Source organism: Allobosea lathyri, from assembly GCF_900108245.1.
Lineage (GTDB): Bacteria > Pseudomonadota > Alphaproteobacteria > Rhizobiales > Beijerinckiaceae > Allobosea > Allobosea lathyri.
In genome coordinates, this window is record NZ_FNUY01000006.1 from 266,508 (window position 1) to 281,908 (window position 15,401).

Below are 15,401 nucleotides of genomic sequence, written 5' to 3' on the forward strand. Positions count from 1 at the left end.
TTTCGCTGATGTTCAAGTCTTTGAAAACAGGGATAGCATTATCGGCCAGGTCCCTCAGGATGAGGGCTGAAAGCGACTCAAGCGATGATGTCGGGGGTCAATGCGTCCTCGATCTGGGTGATGCGGTCCTTCAGGTAAAGCTTGCGCTTCTTCAGCCGCTGCACCTGGATCTGGTTGATCGGGCCGACGCGCTCGAGCGCATCGATGGCGCTATCGAGGTCGCGATGCTCCTCGCGCAGGCGGGACAGTTCCGTCGTGAAGGCCTCGATCTCTTCCGGACTGAGCTCGAATCCCATCAAGAGCTCCTGAGAGAATCTGGGGCGGTCTCGACGCCGGCAATTCGTTCACTCCGCCAGGAGCGGCGTGAAGCCGATACCGCTGGTATCGGCAAGCGGTGCGACGCCGCGGGTGGACGAATTCCCGGCGCCGGAGGTGAGCTTGGGAGGGGCGCCTGCTGTGTCGAATCTGCTCGCCGATACCAGCGGTATCGGCTGCGCGCTTCTCCTTGCATGCGTCCCCTCCCAAGCTCATCGAGATCGCCCCAGATTTTCTCAGGAGCTCTCAGCCATCTCATCATCGCCGCGATTGGGCGCGACTATGCGGAGACGCTGGCCGCGCCGCAAGAGTGCGGAGGGCCGGAAAGGCGGGTGCGTCACATTCACGACGCCCCGTAACAGAGGCGGTGAGGATCACAGAAACTCATGATGCGGTGCGAGATAGCCCCGCAGACGTGAAGCCGGCTCTGTGTCAGATTGGTTTCGTCAACTGCTCATCAGGAGGATCCAGATGTCGCTGCAGACCCATCTTACCGAACTCGAACGCAAGCATCGCCAACTCGAGGAAGCCATCGCCCAAGCGGCGGCGAGACCATCCTCGGACGGCCTCAGTGTGGTCGAGATGAAACGGAAGAAGCTGCTGCTGAAGGAAGAGATCGAGCGAGTGCGGCAAACGATGCCGGGGCGAACCCTGCATTGACGACCCGACGGGCTGATACGGCCCGATGTCATGGTGATTGTGATGGATCAAGCCGGCCCCGCGAGGGGCCGGTTTTCTTTTTGATTCGATGGGTATGCCGAGGGTCTCGGGTCGAAAGACGGAGAATTGGCCAAATGAGCACAGTTCGATATTTTCGGAGGCTTAGCTCTCAGCGCAGGAACGCGCCCGCTTGACGCCAGCCGCAGAGTACAACAGCTTCCGCAAGACCAAGTGAAAGCGTTCTGAACTTGCGGGGTTCATGCGATGAAATCTGTCTTTGCCATCGCAGCTCTGCTGCTGACTGCGGCTCCGCTTCACGCTGCCGATCTTCCGCCTCCACCGGCACCGCTTGCACCCATCACGGTGCCCGGGCCGACTTTCGCGCTAACCGGCTATTTCTGGGCCTCGGCGCTGGACGGGCGCACCTCGACAGTGCCGCCTTTGCCGGCGGCGAAGGTGGATCTCAGCTTCGCGGACATCATGAAGGACTTCAATGGCGGCATCATGGGTGCCGCCGAGATGCGAATCGGGCGCTGGGGATTCGTGGCCGATGCGATGTTCTCGCAGGTCACCTCGGACGCCAAGCTGCCGGGGCCTTACTTCTCCTCGGTCAAGCTGAGGTCGCAGACCCTGACGCTTCAGGGCTCGGCGCTTTATCGAATTTATGAAGACCAGACCTTCGATGTCGATGTCGGCGCCGGCCTGCGCTTCTGGAACCTCGACAACAAGCTGAAAATCCTGCCCGGCGCGCTCAACCTCCGGATCGACCACAGCGAATCGGAGGCCTGGGTCGATCCTGTCATCGCCGCGCGCATGACAGCCCGGCTCGGCGGGCCGTGGAGCTTGACGCTGGCCGGCGACATCGGCGGGTTCGATGTCGGCGCGAAGCTCACCTGGCAGGCGGTCGGCAGCATCAACTACCAGTGGAACGAGAACTGGGTCTTCCGGGCCGGATATCGCGCGCTCTATGTCGATTATCGCAAGGATAATTTCCTCTACGATGTGACGATGCACGGCCCGATCATCGCCGCGACCTATAAGTTCTAGAGCAGCTGCGTAAGCCGGGGACCACGCCGTCATCCTGGGCGTAGCGAAGCGGAGACCCGGGATCCATCGGAGGGCTCCGAAGCTCTACGATGGATCCCGGAGCTGCGCGGCAACGCCGCTTGTCCAGGATGACGGCGTGGTTCCCACCATCAACAGCGGACTCTTAGGATAACCGTCGAGGAGACAGCCTCGCTTGTAAGTGATCTTCGGGGACTTCGCGCCTCATCCTGAGAAGCCCCAAAGATGTGTCTCGAAGACTGATGATTCCGAAGCCACCTGAAACATCCTTCGAGACGCCGCTCCTGGCGGATCGGCTCCTCAGGATGAGGGCTGAGGGAGTTCTGAAACGCTCTACAAGGCCCTTGCCATCTCGCGCAGCCTGAACTTCTGGATCTTGCCGGTCGAGGTTTTGGGGACTTCCGCGAAGACCACCGTCTTCGGGCATTTGAACGAGGCCAGCAGCCCCTTGCACCAGGCGATGATCTCGGCCTCGGTCGCGGATTGGCCGGGCTTGAGTTCGATGAAGGCGCAGGGGCTCTCACCCCATTTCTCGTCGGGACGGGCGACGACGGCGGCGGCCTGCACGGCCGGATGCTTGTAGAGCGCATCCTCGACCTCGATCGAGGAGATGTTCTCTCCGCCGGAGATGATGATGTCCTTCGAACGGTCTTTCAGCTGGATGTAACCGTCGGGGTAGCGCACGCCGAGATCGCCGGAATGGAACCAGCCGCCCTCGAAGGCGGCACGGGTCGATTTCGCGTTCTTGAGATAGCCCTTCATCACGACATTGCCGCGGAACATCACCTCGCCCAGCGTCTGGCCATCGCGCGGGACGGGCTGCATCGTCTCGGGATCGAGCACGTCGAGCCCTTCGAGCGCCGGGTAGCGCACCCCCTGGCGGGCCTTCAGCGCCGCCTGCTCGGGGCCGGGCAAGGCGTTCCAGTCGCTGTTCCAGTCGTTGACGACGGCGGGGCCGTAGACCTCGGTCAGGCCATAGAGATGCGTGACCTCGAAGCCGGCGGCCTGCATCGCGCCGAGCACGGCTTCGGGCGGCGGGGCGGCTGCGGTGAAGAAGGCGACCTTCTGGCTGAAGTCGCGCCGCTCATCGGGCAGGGCGTTGAGCAAGGCCGACATCACGATCGGCGCACCGCAGAGATGGGTGACGCCATGATCGGCCAGCGCGTCGTACACCGCCTTGGCACGCACCTGTCGCAGGCAGACATGCGTGCCGGCGACGATCGAGATCGACCAGGGGAAGCACCAGCCGTTGCAGTGGAACATCGGCAGCGTCCAGAGATAGACCGGATGCCTGCCCATATTGCCGGTGATGATGTTGGAGGTGGCGAGCAGATTGGCGCCGCGATGATGATAGACCACGCCCTTGGGGTCGCCTGTGGTGCCCGAGGTGTAGTTGAGGGCGATCGCGTCCCATTCGTCCGCCGGCATCGTCCAGGCGAAATCGGGATCGCCCTTTTCGAGGAAATCCTCGTATTCGATTGTGCCCAGCCGCTCGCCCGGGCCGTCATAGACCGGGTCGTCATAGTCGATGACGAGCGGCTTCACCTTGCACAGCGCCAGCGCCTCGCGGATCGTCTTCGAGAATTCGCGGTCGGTGATCAGGACCTTGGCCTCGCCATGGTCGAGCGAGAAGGCGATGATCGCCGCATCGAGCCGCGTGTTCAGCGTGTTGAGCACGCCGCCGGTCATCGGCACGCCGTAATGGCATTCGAGCATCGCCGGGGTGTTGGGCAGCATGGCCGCGACAGTGTCGCCCCGGCCGATGCCGTGCCGGGCGAGCATCGATGCGAGGCGGCGCGAGCGGGCGTAGAACTCGGCATAGGAGCGGCGCAGCGGCCCATGGATGATCGCGGTCCGGCCGGGAAACACGGCGGCTGCCCGCTCCAGGAAAGGCAGCGGCGTCAACGGCTGGAAATTGGCCGGGTTGCGGTCGAGATCGGTGTCATAGGCGGTGGTCGTCATCGGGGCGCCTTCTGCCGGAGCGTGGTGGAATGCCTTACCGGCTCGCGCGGCCTTGCGTAATCCATCCCTTTTTCCGATGCCGCGCAATCGGCCATGCTAGGCTTCGCGCGTGTGGGGCGGCGATCCGGCGATGCCGAGCGGGAGATGAGGATGCGAATTGTCGCGGCGCTGGCGGCGGTGCTCGGTTGGGCGGCGCTGGCCGGGCAGCTCTATCTCAGCCTCGAGGCCGGGGCGGCGACGGGACAGGCGACCACCGAGACGCTGCTGCGCTATATCAGCTTCTTCACGATCCTGACGAACATCCTGGTCGCGCTGGTGCTGACGCAAGCTGCGCGGGCGCCGGGGCGCGGTGTCCTCGGCAAGCCGAGGATACAGGCCGCAGCGGCGAGCTATATCATCGTCGTCGGGCTGATCTATTTCGCGATCCTGCGCCACGAATGGGCACCAACGGGCCTGCAATGGCTGGTCGATGTGATCCTGCACTATGCCATGCCGCCGATCTATCTGGCCTTCTGGCTGATATTCGCGCCCAAGGGCAAGGGGTCAGGGAAGGGGCCAGGGGAGGGGGTAAGCTGGACTGCGCCGCTGCGCTGGCTCGCCTATCCCGCCGCCTATCTCGCCTGGATTCTGGCGCGCGGCGCCGTCTCGGGATTCTACCCCTATCCCTTCATCGATGTGAGGCGCCTCGGCTATGACGGGATGGCGCTGAATGCGCTTGCCGTCGCGGGCGTGTTCATCGCGGTCGGGCTCGCCATCGTCGCGCTGGCTCGCCTTGCCGGCAGCAGGCTGTCAGCGCGAAGCCAAGCCTAGGACAATATGTTTTCGTGCGGAAACGTTTCGTCATCCCGGGCGTAGCGAAGCGGAGACCCGGGATCCATACCTGAGCGTTGACGATGGAGGTTCCGGAATGGATCCCGGATCGGCGCCGCTATGCGGCTTGTCCGGGATGACCAGGTTTCGGTTAAAAACAGCGCGCTGCTAGAGCAGCAGGCTGCGCATGCCGTCGAAGACGAGCTTCACGCCGACTGCGAGCAGCAGCCAGTAGATGAAGGTGTAGAAGCGCTCGGCCGGGACACGGCGGACGAGCCAGACGCCGGCGAAGGTCGAGACGACCGCCACCGGCAGGAGTGCGGCGGAGGCGGCGAGGTTCTGCGCGGTAAACTGCCCCAGCGCGATATAGGGGCCAAGCTTGATCAGGTTGATTGCGGCGAAGAAGATCGCCCCCGTGCCGACGAAGACGGCGGGTTTCAGCCGCTGCGGCATGACATAGATCTGGAAGGGCGGCCCGCCGGCATGGGCGATCATGCTGGTGAAGCCGCAGATCGCGCCCCAGACGCTGCCGGCACCATAGCTCGGCTTCGTGACCGGTGCCGCCGTCTTGCCGCCGGCGAGCAGGCGGCGCAGCGCGAAGCCGATCGAGATCAGCCCGACGGCGAGGCCAACCGCAGCGTCCGAGACCTTCGCCGCCAGGAGATAGCCGGCGAGGATGCCCATCAGCGCGCCGGGCAGGAGGGTCGCGAGGTTGCGGCGGTCGAATTCGCGGCGATAAGACCAGACGGTGACGACATCCTGCGAGATCAGCAGGGGCAGCATGATCGCGGCGGCGGCCACGGGCGAGACGACCAGCGCCATCAGCGGCAGCGAGAGCAGCCCAAGGCCGGCAAAGCCGCCCTTCGACAGCCCCATCAACACGACTGCGGGCACCATGGCGGCGAAGAATGCGAGATCGAAGATCATGGCTGCCGTGGGGTCGCGCCCGGAAAGCGGGCGCCTTGGGGTGGGCGAAAGTCTGACGCGCCGGTGCTTGCGCTGCGAGGGCGGAATGAGCACGATCCCGCGCAAAATTCGCCCTCGCGCCCGCCGGCCCGATGCGAGGGTTTAAGGCCAAAGCCGGCGAAGAGGAACGCTTCCGATGAATGGCTCACATGCGGCCCCCGCCGGCTCGCCCGCAGGCTATCGCGAGACCTATGCGCGCTGGCAGGCCGATCCGACCGGGTTTTGGGGCGAGGCGGCGAAAGCCGTCGAGTGGATCAAGCCGCCGCAGGTGATCTTCGACGCCTCGCTTGGGACTTACGGCCACTGGTTTCCCGATGCGACCTGCAACACCTGTTTCAACGCGCTAGACCGGCATGTCCGCGATGGGCGGGCGCAGCAGCCGGCGCTGATCCATGACAGCCCGGTCACCGGCACGAAGACGGTGTTCACCTATGCGCAGGTGCTGGACGAGGTCGCGACGCTGGCCGCCGTGCTGCAGGATCTCGGTGTGGCCAAGGGCGACCGCGTCATCATCTACATGCCGATGATCCCGGAGGCCGCCTTCGCCATGCTCGCCTGCGCGCGGATCGGGGCGGTGCATTCGGTGGTGTTCGGGGGCTTTGCCGCAAACGAGCTGGCGACGCGCATCGACGATGCGACGCCCAAGATCATCCTGACCGCAACCTGCGGCGTCGAGCCAGCGCGCGTGGTCGAATACAAGCCACTGCTGGACGGGGCGATCGCGCTGAGCAGGCACAAGCCCGATGCCTGCCTGGTGCTGCAGCGGCCGCAGGTCGAAGCTTCCATGCATGCCACGCGCGACAGGAACTGGCGCACGCTCACAGCCGCCGCAAGGGCCACCGGCCGGAAGGCGGATTGCGTCGCGGTCGCCGCCACCGACCCGCTCTATGTGCTCTACACCTCCGGCACGACCGGGCGTCCCAAGGGCGTGGTGCGCGACAATGGCGGCCATATGGTCGCGCTGCTCTGGAACATGGCCAATCTCTACGATGTGAAGCCCGGCGAGGTGATGTTCACCGCCTCCGATGTCGGCTGGGTCGTCGGCCATAGCTACATCGTCTATGGGCCGCTGCTGCATGGCGCGACTTCGGTTCTTTACGAGGGCAAGCCGGTGGGCACGCCCGATCCCGGCGCGTATTGGCGGGTCGTCGCCGAGCACAAGGCGGTCTCGTTGTTCACGGCGCCGACGGCCTTTCGCGCGATCCGTAAGGAGGACCCGCAGGCGAAGCATCTCGCCGGCCACGATCTCTCGCATTTCCGGGCGCTGTTCCTGGCGGGTGAGCGGGCCGATCCCGATACGCTGCATTGGGCCCAGGAGGTGCTGAAGGTCCCCATCATCGACCATTGGTGGCAGACCGAGACCGGCTCCTGCATCGTCGGCAACCCCGTTGGGCTGGAGCTCTTGCCGGTGAAGCCGGGCTCCCCGACCGTGCCGCTGCCGGGCTATGACGTGCGGTGCCTCGACGAGGGCGGTCGGCCGGTTCCGGCGGGCACGATGGGCGCGATCGTGCTCAAGTTACCGCTGCCGCCCTGCGCCCTGCCGACGCTCTGGCATGCCGACGAGCGCTTCAGGGAAGCCTATCTCACGACCTATCCCGGCTACTACAACACCTCGGATGCGGGCTATATCGACGAGGACGGTTATGTCTTCATCATGGGGCGCACCGACGACATCATCAATGTCGCCGGGCACCGCCTCTCCACGGGCGGCATGGAGGAGGTGCTGGCCTCGCATCCGGCGGTGGCGGAATGCGCGGTCGTCGGCATCAGGGACGCGCTCAAGGGCGAGCAGCCCTGCGGTTTCGTCGTGCTGAAATCAGGCGTGACCCAAAGCGCGGCCGAGGTCGAGAAGGAGCTCGTCGCGCTTGTGCGCGACAGGATCGGGCCGGTCGCCGCTTTCAAGCTGGCGCTCACCGTCAACCGCCTGCCGAAGACGCGCTCGGGCAAGATCCTGCGCGCGACGATGAAGAAGATCGCCGATGGCGAGGATTATGCGATGCCTGCAACCATCGAGGACCCAGCCGTGCTCGGCGAGATCAGCACCGCGCTGAAGGGCAGGGGGATCGGGTAGGGTAGCGGTTGCTCCGCCCCCAAGCCCTCATCCTGAGGAGCCGCGCAGCGGCGTCTCGAAGGATGCTTCAGAGGGGCGCCAGAGCAATCTGGATCACCCTTCGAGACGCGCCTGCGGCGCTCCTCAGGATGAGGGCTGAGAAAATGAGGGCTGAGAATCAGTAGGTAGCAAAAGGGCCGCTGCAAGCAGCGGCCCTTGATCCTCAATCCTCGTCTTCGTCCTCGGCGGGACGCTTGAGCTGCTTCAGCTTGGAGAAGACGGAATCGACGTCGATCGCCGCCTCTTCTTCACGCTTGGGCTTGCCCATATCGGCGAAGGTCTGGCTGAGGGCCGGCGCCGGTGCAGTGGTCTCTTCGGCCGAAAGCAGGGTCGAGCCGATCTCGGCGACCGCGGCGGGGCGATCCTTGGCGGCGCGGCCCACCTCGAAATCGAGATCGATCTGCGTGCTCAGGCCGAGGCTGACCGGATCGATCGGCGTCAGGGTCTGGGCGTTCCAGTGGGTGCGGTCACGGATCTGCGCGATCGTCGACTTGGTCGTGCCGATCAGGCGGATGATCTGCGCGTCCTTCAGCTCGGGATGGTTGCGCAGCAGCCAAAGGATCGCGTTGGGGCGGTCCTGGCGCTTGGAGACCGGGGTGTAGCGCGGCCCCTTGGCCTTCTTCATCTCGGGCACCTTGACCTTGCGCTCGGCGAGCTTGAGGTGGTGGCCCGGGTTCTTGGCGGCGCGCTCCAGTTCCTCGCGGGTCAGCTGACCCGAGGTGATCGGGTCGAGGCCCTTGATGCCGGCGGCGACCTCGCCATCGGCAATGCCGCGCACCTCGAGAGGGTGCAGCTTGCAGAACTCGGCGATCTGCTCGAACGTGAGCGAGGTGTTCTCGACCAGCCAGACCGCAGTGGCCTTGGGCATCAGCGGGGGATTTGACACGGGGCAGGTCTCCTGGATTTCCCAGCCAGCGTCACGAAGCCCGGTTTCAGGACCGAACCGCGTCGCGGACAATAGCTCTCATGCGCCGACCGGCCTCCCCGGCCGGCCATCCAAATCATCAACGATGAGCAGGATGGCGCGGCTTATAGGCAAAGCCGAGGCGAGTGTCCACGAAAAGCGTGCGGGGCGAAAGCGGCGCTTTCATCAAAGTGTCAGGACGATCTTGCCAATATGAGCGTTGCTTTCCATCAGGCGATGTCCGGCTGCCGCCTCGGCCAGCGGGAAGGTCGCATGGATCACCGGCTTGCAGCCTCCGGCCTCGATCAGGGGCCAGACCTTCTCATGCAGGTCGGCTGCGATCGCGGCCTTCTCACTGATGCTGCGCGGGCGCAGCGTCGAGCCGGTATGCGTCAGCCGCTTCATCATCAGGCGGCGGAAATCGGCCTCGACCTTAGGGCCGTTGAGGAAGGCGATCTGCACGATGCGGCCGCTTTCGGCGGCGGCGTCATAGTTGCGGTTGATGTAGTCGCCGCCGACCATGTCGAGGATCAGGTCGACGCCCCGTCCGCCGGTCGCGGCCTTGGCGGCGGCCACGAAATCCTGCTCGCGATAGTTGATCGCGTGGTCGGCGCCGAGATCGCGGCATGCCCTGCATTTATCCTCGGAGCCCGCCGTCGCAAGCACGGTCGCGCCGAAGGCTTTCGCGAGCTGGATCGCGGTCGTGCCGATGCCCGATGTGCCGCCATGCACCATGAAGCTCTCGCCTGCCTGAAGGCGCCCGCGCAGGAAGACATTGGTCCAGACGGTGAAATAGGTCTCGGGGGTGGCCGCGGCCTCGATCAGCGACAGGCCGGCCGGGACCGGCAAGGCGTTGCTCTCGTGAACGACAGCGAATTGCGCATAGCCGCCACCGGCGACGAGACCGCAGACCTTGTCGCCGAGCGCGAAGCGTGTGGCGCCGTCACCGCAGGCGACCACCGTTCCGGCGATTTCGAGGCCGGGGATATCGGAGGCGCCGGGCGGCGGCGCGTAGCCGCCTTGCCGCTGCAGGACATCGGGCCGGTTGATGCCGGCGGCTGCGACCGCAACCAGAATTTCGCCATGGCCGGGCCGGGGTACGGGCCGCGTCTGTGCCTGCAGGACCTCTGGGCCGCCCGGCGCCTCGAAGCCGATCGCGGTCATGGTCTGGGGGAACTGGCTCATCTCGATGATCCTGTATGGGGTCTGAGGGTCGTGTCGGTTCGAAGGTCGGCCGGCGCAATGGGGGAGTGGAGTTGCCGGTCCGACGCGTCTAGTCTGCGCCGCCGTGTTCGAGCCAATGTGAGGGAGCCATGTCGATCTTTCCAGAGGATGACCGCCCCAGGCCGAAATCCGTCCACGATATCGGACAGGATCTTTCGATGCTGTCGCTGGCGGAGATCGATCAACGGGTCGAAGCGCTGAAGGCCGAGATCGAAAGACTGATGGAGGCGCGTTCGAAGAAGGATGCCTCGCGCTCGGCCGCCGATGCGTTCTTTCGCAAGCCGGATTGAGTGTCCCGGAGATGCGTCGCGGGCATATGTGCCGGCCGCGTTAACGGCTCCTTAACGATTCTAAAGTATGAATCACATCATCCAGTTTGTCTGGATGTCGAGTGGCTCCTGCCCACTCTGTTTGACGCCTCCCTGTTGACCTTCGAGCCGCCCTTGGGCGGCTCTTTTTTTGGGCCGCGGCGCTGGCAGGCGATCTTCGAAGGCCCTTTTTCGGCGTTCACCGGCATAGCCTTTCGGGCGCGGCGACATGGTTTAGCGCCGTTAAGGTTAACGACACCTTACCAGCGCCGGCCCGGTGCATCGGCGCTATCCTTGCGATGTCGATGGCATGGTCCGTGTTGCGTCCCGTACGCGCACGGTGTTGTGCCGAAGGGAGACACCGCGATGAACGACGTGCTGATGCTGGATGCGCAGGCTGACGATGGTGCGATTTCCTTCGCACGCGGCTTCGTCAGATCCGATGCGTTTATGCTGCTGTTTCGCGAGGGCATGGGGCTGGTCGAGCAGACCGCCGGCTATCTCGACGGCGAGGGGCGCCAGGATTCGGCGGCCCTGCCGCGCGCTGTCGCGCTGACCTATGCCACCGAGAGCATGCGGCTGACGACGCGCCTGATGCAGATCGCCTCCTGGCTGCTGGTCCAGCGCGCCGTGGCCGAGGGCGAGATGACCGCCGAGCAGGCTCGCGCCGAGAACAACAAGGTTCGGATCGGCGAGGCGATGGTCTCGGCGATCCCGGAAGAAGCGATGCGGCTGCCCCCGGCACTGCGCGAGCTGATGGCGCATTCGCTGCGGCTTCAGGAGCGGATCCGGCATCTCGAAAGCCAGATGTCTGGCAAGGTCTCGCCGGCCGAGAAGCTCAATCCCGTCCAGGATCAGCTCGCCGATCTGCAGGCGCGGCTCGGTTTCAGGCGCTGAGACCGCCTGAGATTGTTTGAGCCCTCATTATTTGAGCCCTCATCCTGAGGAACCATTCCGCAAGGAATGGCGTCTCGAAGGATGCTCCAGATGTCTCCCGAGCCTCCTGGACCACCCTTCGAGACGCCGCTTCGCGGCTCCTCAGGATGAGGGCTCGATTCTCAAACAGGTTATCGGCGGGCCGCGACCAATCGCCGCCCAACAGCAAAAAGGCCCGGCCGATATGGCCGGGCCTTTTTGATTCAGATCAGGGCGACCGTCGCCGGTCGGCCTCAAATCACTTCTTGCCGAGCGCGCCGAACGCACCGAAGCGCGAATTGAAGCGCGAAACGCGGCCGCCGCGGTCGAGCATGTGCTGCGTGCCGCCGGTCCAGGCCGGGTGCGTGGAGGGGTCGATGTCGAGATTGAGGGTGTCACCCTCCTTGCCGAGCGTCGAACGGGTGAAGTATTCGGTGCCATTGGTCATGACGACCTTAATGGTGTGGTAGTCGGGATGGATGCCGGTCTTCATGGCGAAATCCTCAATTCGAACGGGCCTGCGTCAATAAGCGGGCGTGGTTGATAAGCAGGCGAGCTTTTCCGGCCCGTCGAATAAATCGTATGAGCCTGTCGTGAAGTCGCGAGCACATATCCCAGCCGCGCCGACAGTGCAAGCATGACAGGGCAGTGAAGAGTGGCCGAAGCCAATAAAGACGAAACCAAGCCGCGGCCAGATTTCCGTTCGCTTTCCTCGTTCTGGCCCTATGCGGTGGCGCAAAAGGGCCGGATCGCGCTCGCGATCATCGCGCTCATCGTGGCCTCGGTGGCGACGCTGGCCCTGCCCGTGGCGGTGCGGCGGGTCATCGATGTCGGCTTTTCCGGCGGCGAGCAGAAACTGGCGAACAGCTATTTCATCCTGCTGATCGGCGTCGTCGCAGTTCTGGCGCTGGCGAGCTCGGCGCGATTCTACCTCGTCATGACCGTCGGCGAGCGCATCGTCTCCGATCTGCGCGCCGATGTGTTCCGCCATCTCACCCGCCTCGAACCCGCCTTTTTCGATTCAAGCCGCGCGGGCGATCTCGTCTCGCGGCTGACCGCCGATACGACGCAGATCAAATCGACCTTCGGCTCGACGGCTTCGATCGCGCTGCGCAACGCGATCATGGTGATCGGCGCGCTCGGCCTGATGATCTTCACCAGCCCGCAGCTCTCGGCCATCGTGATCGGTGCGATCCCGCTGATCGTCGTGCCGCTGGTGCTGTCTGGCCGCTCGGTGCGCGCCCGCGCGCGGGCGGCGCAGGACCGGCTGGCCGATGCCTCGGCCTTCGCCTCGGAAGCTGTCGGCGCGATCCGCACGATGCAATCCTTCGGCGCCTCGCAGCAGACGGCCGCGCGCTTTACGGCCGCCTCCGACGGCGCCTATGCAGCCTCGCGCTCGGCCACCGCCTCGCGGGCGCTGCTCTCGGGCGTCGCGATCTTTCTGGTTAGCGCCAGCGTGGTCTGGGTGCTCTGGACCGGCGCGACCGAGGTTTTCGAGGGCCGCATGACCGGTGGGCGGCTGTCGCAGTTCATTCTCTATGCAGTGCTGGCGGCGAGTTCGCTCGGCCAGCTCTCCGAGGTCTATGGCGAGATCTCGGCCGCTGCCGGTGCTGCGGGCCGTCTTGGCGAAATCCTGGCGATGAAGCCGGCGATCGCCGCGCCGCCTCACCCCAAGCCCATGCCCGAGCCGTCGCGCGGCGAGCTGGCGTTCGAGCAGGTCTCCTTCAGCTATCCCGGCCGCACGGCGCTGGCGCTCAGCCATCTGAATTTCACCGTCAAACCCGGCGAGCGGGTCGCGCTGGTCGGTCCGTCGGGCGCCGGCAAGAGCACGGTGCTGCAACTCGCGCTGCGCTTCTACGATCCGGAGGCCGGACGTGTCGTCGTCGACGGCGTCGCCGGTCCCGAGGCCGATCCGGAGGCCTGGCGCCAGCGCTTTGCCCTGGTGCCGCAGGAGCCGACCGTGTTCGGCGTCTCGGTGCGCGACAACATCGCTTATGGCCGGCCGGATGCGACGCTGGCCGAGGTCGAGGAGGCCGCGCGGCTTGCCGCCGCCGACGGCTTCATCCGCAGCCTGCCCGAGGGTTACGACACCGTCGTCGGCGAACGTGGCGTGACGCTTTCGGGCGGCCAGCGCCAGCGCCTCGCCATTGCGCGCGCGGTGCTGAAGGACGCGCCGATCCTGCTGCTCGACGAGGCGACGAGCGCGCTCGATTCCGAAAGCGAGCGCGCCGTGCAGGACGCGCTCGACGCGCTGATGCAGGGCCGCACCACGCTGGTGGTGGCGCATCGGCTGGCCACCATCCTCTCCGCCGACCGCATCCTGGTGATGGATGAGGGCCGCGTAGTGGAGGAGGGCACCCATGCCGAGCTCAAGGCGCGCGGCGGGCTCTATGCCAGGCTGGCGGCGCTGCAGTTCGGGCTTGAGGCGGCCTGAAGCGGCGCCGATCCGGGACGCATTCCTAAACCTTGATCGGAAACGCTCAGGCATGGGTCCCGGGTCTTCGCTGCGCTACGCCCGGGACGACAACCCGAGATCGACCTCAACGCGGAAGCCTCTAGACCGAACTTAGCATGATGCTGGTTTCGCTGTTCAGAATGCCGTCGATGGCGCGGACTTCGCGCAGCACACGGTCGAAGTCAGTGAGGCTGGAGGCCCGGATTTCGGCGATCAGGTCCCAGGTGCCGTTGGTGGTGTGCAGCGAATGCAGTTCGGGCAGGCCGCGCAGCTGCCGGATCACGGCTGTGGTCGAACGTCCCATCACCTCGATCATCATGATCGCCCGGATGGCGTCGTCGGCGTAATCCTGCCGGACGCGGATCGTGAACCCCAGGACGGCGCCGGAATCGAGCAGCCGGTCGAGGCGGGTCTGCACGGTCGCCCGCGAGACACTCAGCACGGCGGCGAGCTTCGATATCGGGGCGCGGCTGTCCTCGCGCAGGGCCGCGATCAGGCGTCGGTCGAGCTCATCGAAAATCTGCATGCGCAATCTGTATAGTCAGACTGTGCATCTTGCCAGATAATGCGCGTTAAAATGAACTTGTTCGCAATTTTATCTGCAGATTGCACTGCGTAGGATTCCTGCATCGAGGACAGGCAGTGGAATTCCGGACATGGTTCAGTATGTAGGCGTCGAGAACATGGTCCGGCTGATCGGTTCAGTCGGCATCGAATCGTACCTGATCGGGCTGGCCGGCTATATCGAGGATGATTTCCGGCGCTGGGCCTCGTTCGAGAAGGCACCGCGCGTCGCCAGCCATTCCGCCGATGGCGTGATCGAGCTGATGCCGACCAGCGACGGGGCGTCCTACGCCTTCAAATATGTCAATGGTCATCCCAAGAACACGCGGTCGGGCCTGCAGACGGTCACGGCCTTCGGTGTGCTCTCCGATGTCGAGACCGGCTATCCGCGCTTGCTTTCGGAGATGACGCTGACCACGGCCTTGCGCACGGCTGCAACCTCGGCTGTCGCGGCACGGCATCTGGCGCGCAAGGACGCCGCGACGATGGCGATCATCGGGCTCGGCTCGCAGTCGGAGTTCCAGGCCTTCGCCTTCAAGGCGCTGCTCGGCATCCGCAAGCTGCGCGTCTTCGATATCGATCCGTTGGCGACGGCGAAGTTCCTGGCCAATCTTGGGCAGCATGATTTCGAGATCGAGGTCGCGGCGAGCGCGCAGGAGGTCGTTCTGGGCGCCGACATCATCACGACGGTCACGGCCGACAAGCTCAATGCGACGATCCTCTCCGACAACATGATCGGGGCCGGCGTGCATATCAACGCGGTCGGCGGCGACTGCCCCGGCAAGACCGAGCTGCAGAGCGACATCCTGCTGCGTGCCGATGTCTTCGTCGAATTTCCCGAGCAGACGCGGATCGAGGGCGAGATCCAACAGATGGCGGCCGATTTCCCGGTCACGGAACTCTGGCGCGTGATCATGGGTGAGGCGGCAGGCCGCCGTGGCCGCGACCAGATCACCATCTTCGATTCCGTCGGCTTCGCCACGGAGGACTTTTCGGCCCTGCGCTATCTGCGCGATCAGGTCGTCGGCACCGATTATTTCGACGAAATCGACCTGCTCACCGAGCCGGAAGACCCGCGCAATCTCTTCGGCCTGCTCGGCCAGACCGGCCCCTTCCCGCGTTCCATCCCTGGCATCCGGTAGT

General features: G+C 65.0%; 15 protein-coding genes. 8 read left to right on the forward strand and 7 right to left on the reverse strand.

All coding sequences use genetic code 11. The annotated features are described in order from the left end of the window. Positions 1-77: 77 nt before the first annotated feature. Complete coding sequence (locus C4S73_RS16100; protein WP_103873525.1) at positions 78-296, reverse strand: YdcH family protein; 219 nt, start codon at positions 294-296, stop codon at positions 78-80. Between the two features lie 490 nt (positions 297-786). Here C4S73_RS16100 and C4S73_RS16105 point away from each other — a divergent pair, with 490 nt between their 5' ends. Together C4S73_RS16105 and C4S73_RS16110 are read left to right on the forward strand one after the other, a co-directional pair. After that, positions 787-975, forward strand: a complete 189-nt coding sequence (locus C4S73_RS16105) for a YdcH family protein (RefSeq protein WP_103873526.1) — start codon at positions 787-789, stop codon at positions 973-975. 264 nt (positions 976-1,239) lie between these two features. Next, positions 1,240-2,022: a hypothetical protein gene (locus C4S73_RS16110; protein WP_103873527.1), complete on the forward strand. Its 783-nt coding sequence runs from the start codon at positions 1,240-1,242 to the stop codon at positions 2,020-2,022. A 351-nt stretch (positions 2,023-2,373) separates the two neighbouring features. Here the strand turns inward: C4S73_RS16110 and C4S73_RS16115 are convergent, their stop codons facing one another. Beyond that, positions 2,374-4,002 carry an acyl-CoA synthetase gene (locus C4S73_RS16115; protein WP_103873528.1) on the reverse strand — a complete coding sequence of 543 codons (1,629 nt, stop codon included), beginning with the start codon at positions 4,000-4,002 and terminating at the stop codon, positions 2,374-2,376. 150 nt (positions 4,003-4,152) lie between these two features. Between C4S73_RS16115 and C4S73_RS16120 the strand changes: the two genes are divergently transcribed. Further along, positions 4,153-4,812 carry a Pr6Pr family membrane protein gene (locus C4S73_RS16120; RefSeq protein WP_146071368.1) on the forward strand — a complete coding sequence of 220 codons (660 nt, stop codon included), beginning with the start codon at positions 4,153-4,155 and terminating at the stop codon, positions 4,810-4,812. Positions 4,813-4,980: 168 nt separating this feature from the next. On the opposite strand, the gene C4S73_RS16125 is transcribed toward C4S73_RS16120, so the two are convergent. Continuing rightward, positions 4,981-5,739, reverse strand: a complete 759-nt coding sequence (locus tag C4S73_RS16125; protein WP_103873530.1) for a sulfite exporter TauE/SafE family protein — start codon at positions 5,737-5,739, stop codon at positions 4,981-4,983. 175 nt (positions 5,740-5,914) lie between these two features. Between C4S73_RS16125 and C4S73_RS16130 the strand changes: the two genes are divergently transcribed. Beyond that, positions 5,915-7,849, forward strand: a complete 1,935-nt coding sequence (locus tag C4S73_RS16130; RefSeq protein WP_103873531.1) for a propionyl-CoA synthetase — start codon at positions 5,915-5,917, stop codon at positions 7,847-7,849. 202 nt (positions 7,850-8,051) lie between these two features. Here C4S73_RS16130 and C4S73_RS16135 read toward each other — a convergent pair whose 3' ends face one another. Both C4S73_RS16135 and C4S73_RS16140 read right to left on the reverse strand, forming a co-directional pair. Beyond that, positions 8,052-8,774: a DUF1013 domain-containing protein gene (locus tag C4S73_RS16135; RefSeq protein ID WP_103873532.1), complete on the reverse strand. Its 723-nt coding sequence runs from the start codon at positions 8,772-8,774 to the stop codon at positions 8,052-8,054. A 204-nt stretch (positions 8,775-8,978) separates the two neighbouring features. Then, on the reverse strand, positions 8,979-9,977 hold the full coding sequence (locus C4S73_RS16140) for an NAD(P)H-quinone oxidoreductase (RefSeq protein WP_103873533.1): 999 nt from the start codon (positions 9,975-9,977) through the stop codon (positions 8,979-8,981). A gap of 128 nt (positions 9,978-10,105) precedes the next feature. On the opposite strand from C4S73_RS16140, the gene C4S73_RS16145 reads away from it, so the two are divergent. Together C4S73_RS16145 and rcdA are read left to right on the forward strand one after the other, a co-directional pair. After that, positions 10,106-10,306: a DUF1192 domain-containing protein gene (locus C4S73_RS16145; RefSeq protein WP_103873534.1), complete on the forward strand. Its 201-nt coding sequence runs from the start codon at positions 10,106-10,108 to the stop codon at positions 10,304-10,306. 384 nt (positions 10,307-10,690) lie between these two features. After that, complete coding sequence (gene rcdA / locus C4S73_RS16150) at positions 10,691-11,221, forward strand: protease adaptor protein RcdA (protein WP_244595624.1); 531 nt, start codon at positions 10,691-10,693, stop codon at positions 11,219-11,221. Positions 11,222-11,498: 277 nt separating this feature from the next. Here the strand turns inward: rcdA and rpmE are convergent, their stop codons facing one another. Then, on the reverse strand, positions 11,499-11,732 hold the full coding sequence (gene rpmE / locus C4S73_RS16155; protein ID WP_103873535.1) for a 50S ribosomal protein L31: 234 nt from the start codon (positions 11,730-11,732) through the stop codon (positions 11,499-11,501). Between the two features lie 162 nt (positions 11,733-11,894). Here rpmE and C4S73_RS16160 point away from each other — a divergent pair, with 162 nt between their 5' ends. After that, on the forward strand, positions 11,895-13,673 hold the full coding sequence (locus C4S73_RS16160; protein ID WP_103873536.1) for an ABC transporter transmembrane domain-containing protein: 1,779 nt from the start codon (positions 11,895-11,897) through the stop codon (positions 13,671-13,673). A gap of 121 nt (positions 13,674-13,794) precedes the next feature. Here the strand turns inward: C4S73_RS16160 and C4S73_RS16165 are convergent, their stop codons facing one another. Then, positions 13,795-14,220: an Lrp/AsnC family transcriptional regulator gene (locus C4S73_RS16165; protein WP_103873537.1), complete on the reverse strand. Its 426-nt coding sequence runs from the start codon at positions 14,218-14,220 to the stop codon at positions 13,795-13,797. A gap of 130 nt (positions 14,221-14,350) precedes the next feature. Between C4S73_RS16165 and C4S73_RS16170 the strand changes: the two genes are divergently transcribed. Next, the gene (locus C4S73_RS16170; RefSeq protein ID WP_103873538.1) at positions 14,351-15,400 is read left to right on the forward strand and encodes an ornithine cyclodeaminase; all 1,050 of its coding nucleotides are present in this window, start codon (positions 14,351-14,353) and stop codon (positions 15,398-15,400) included. The last annotated feature ends 1 nt before the right edge of the window (position 15,401 follow it).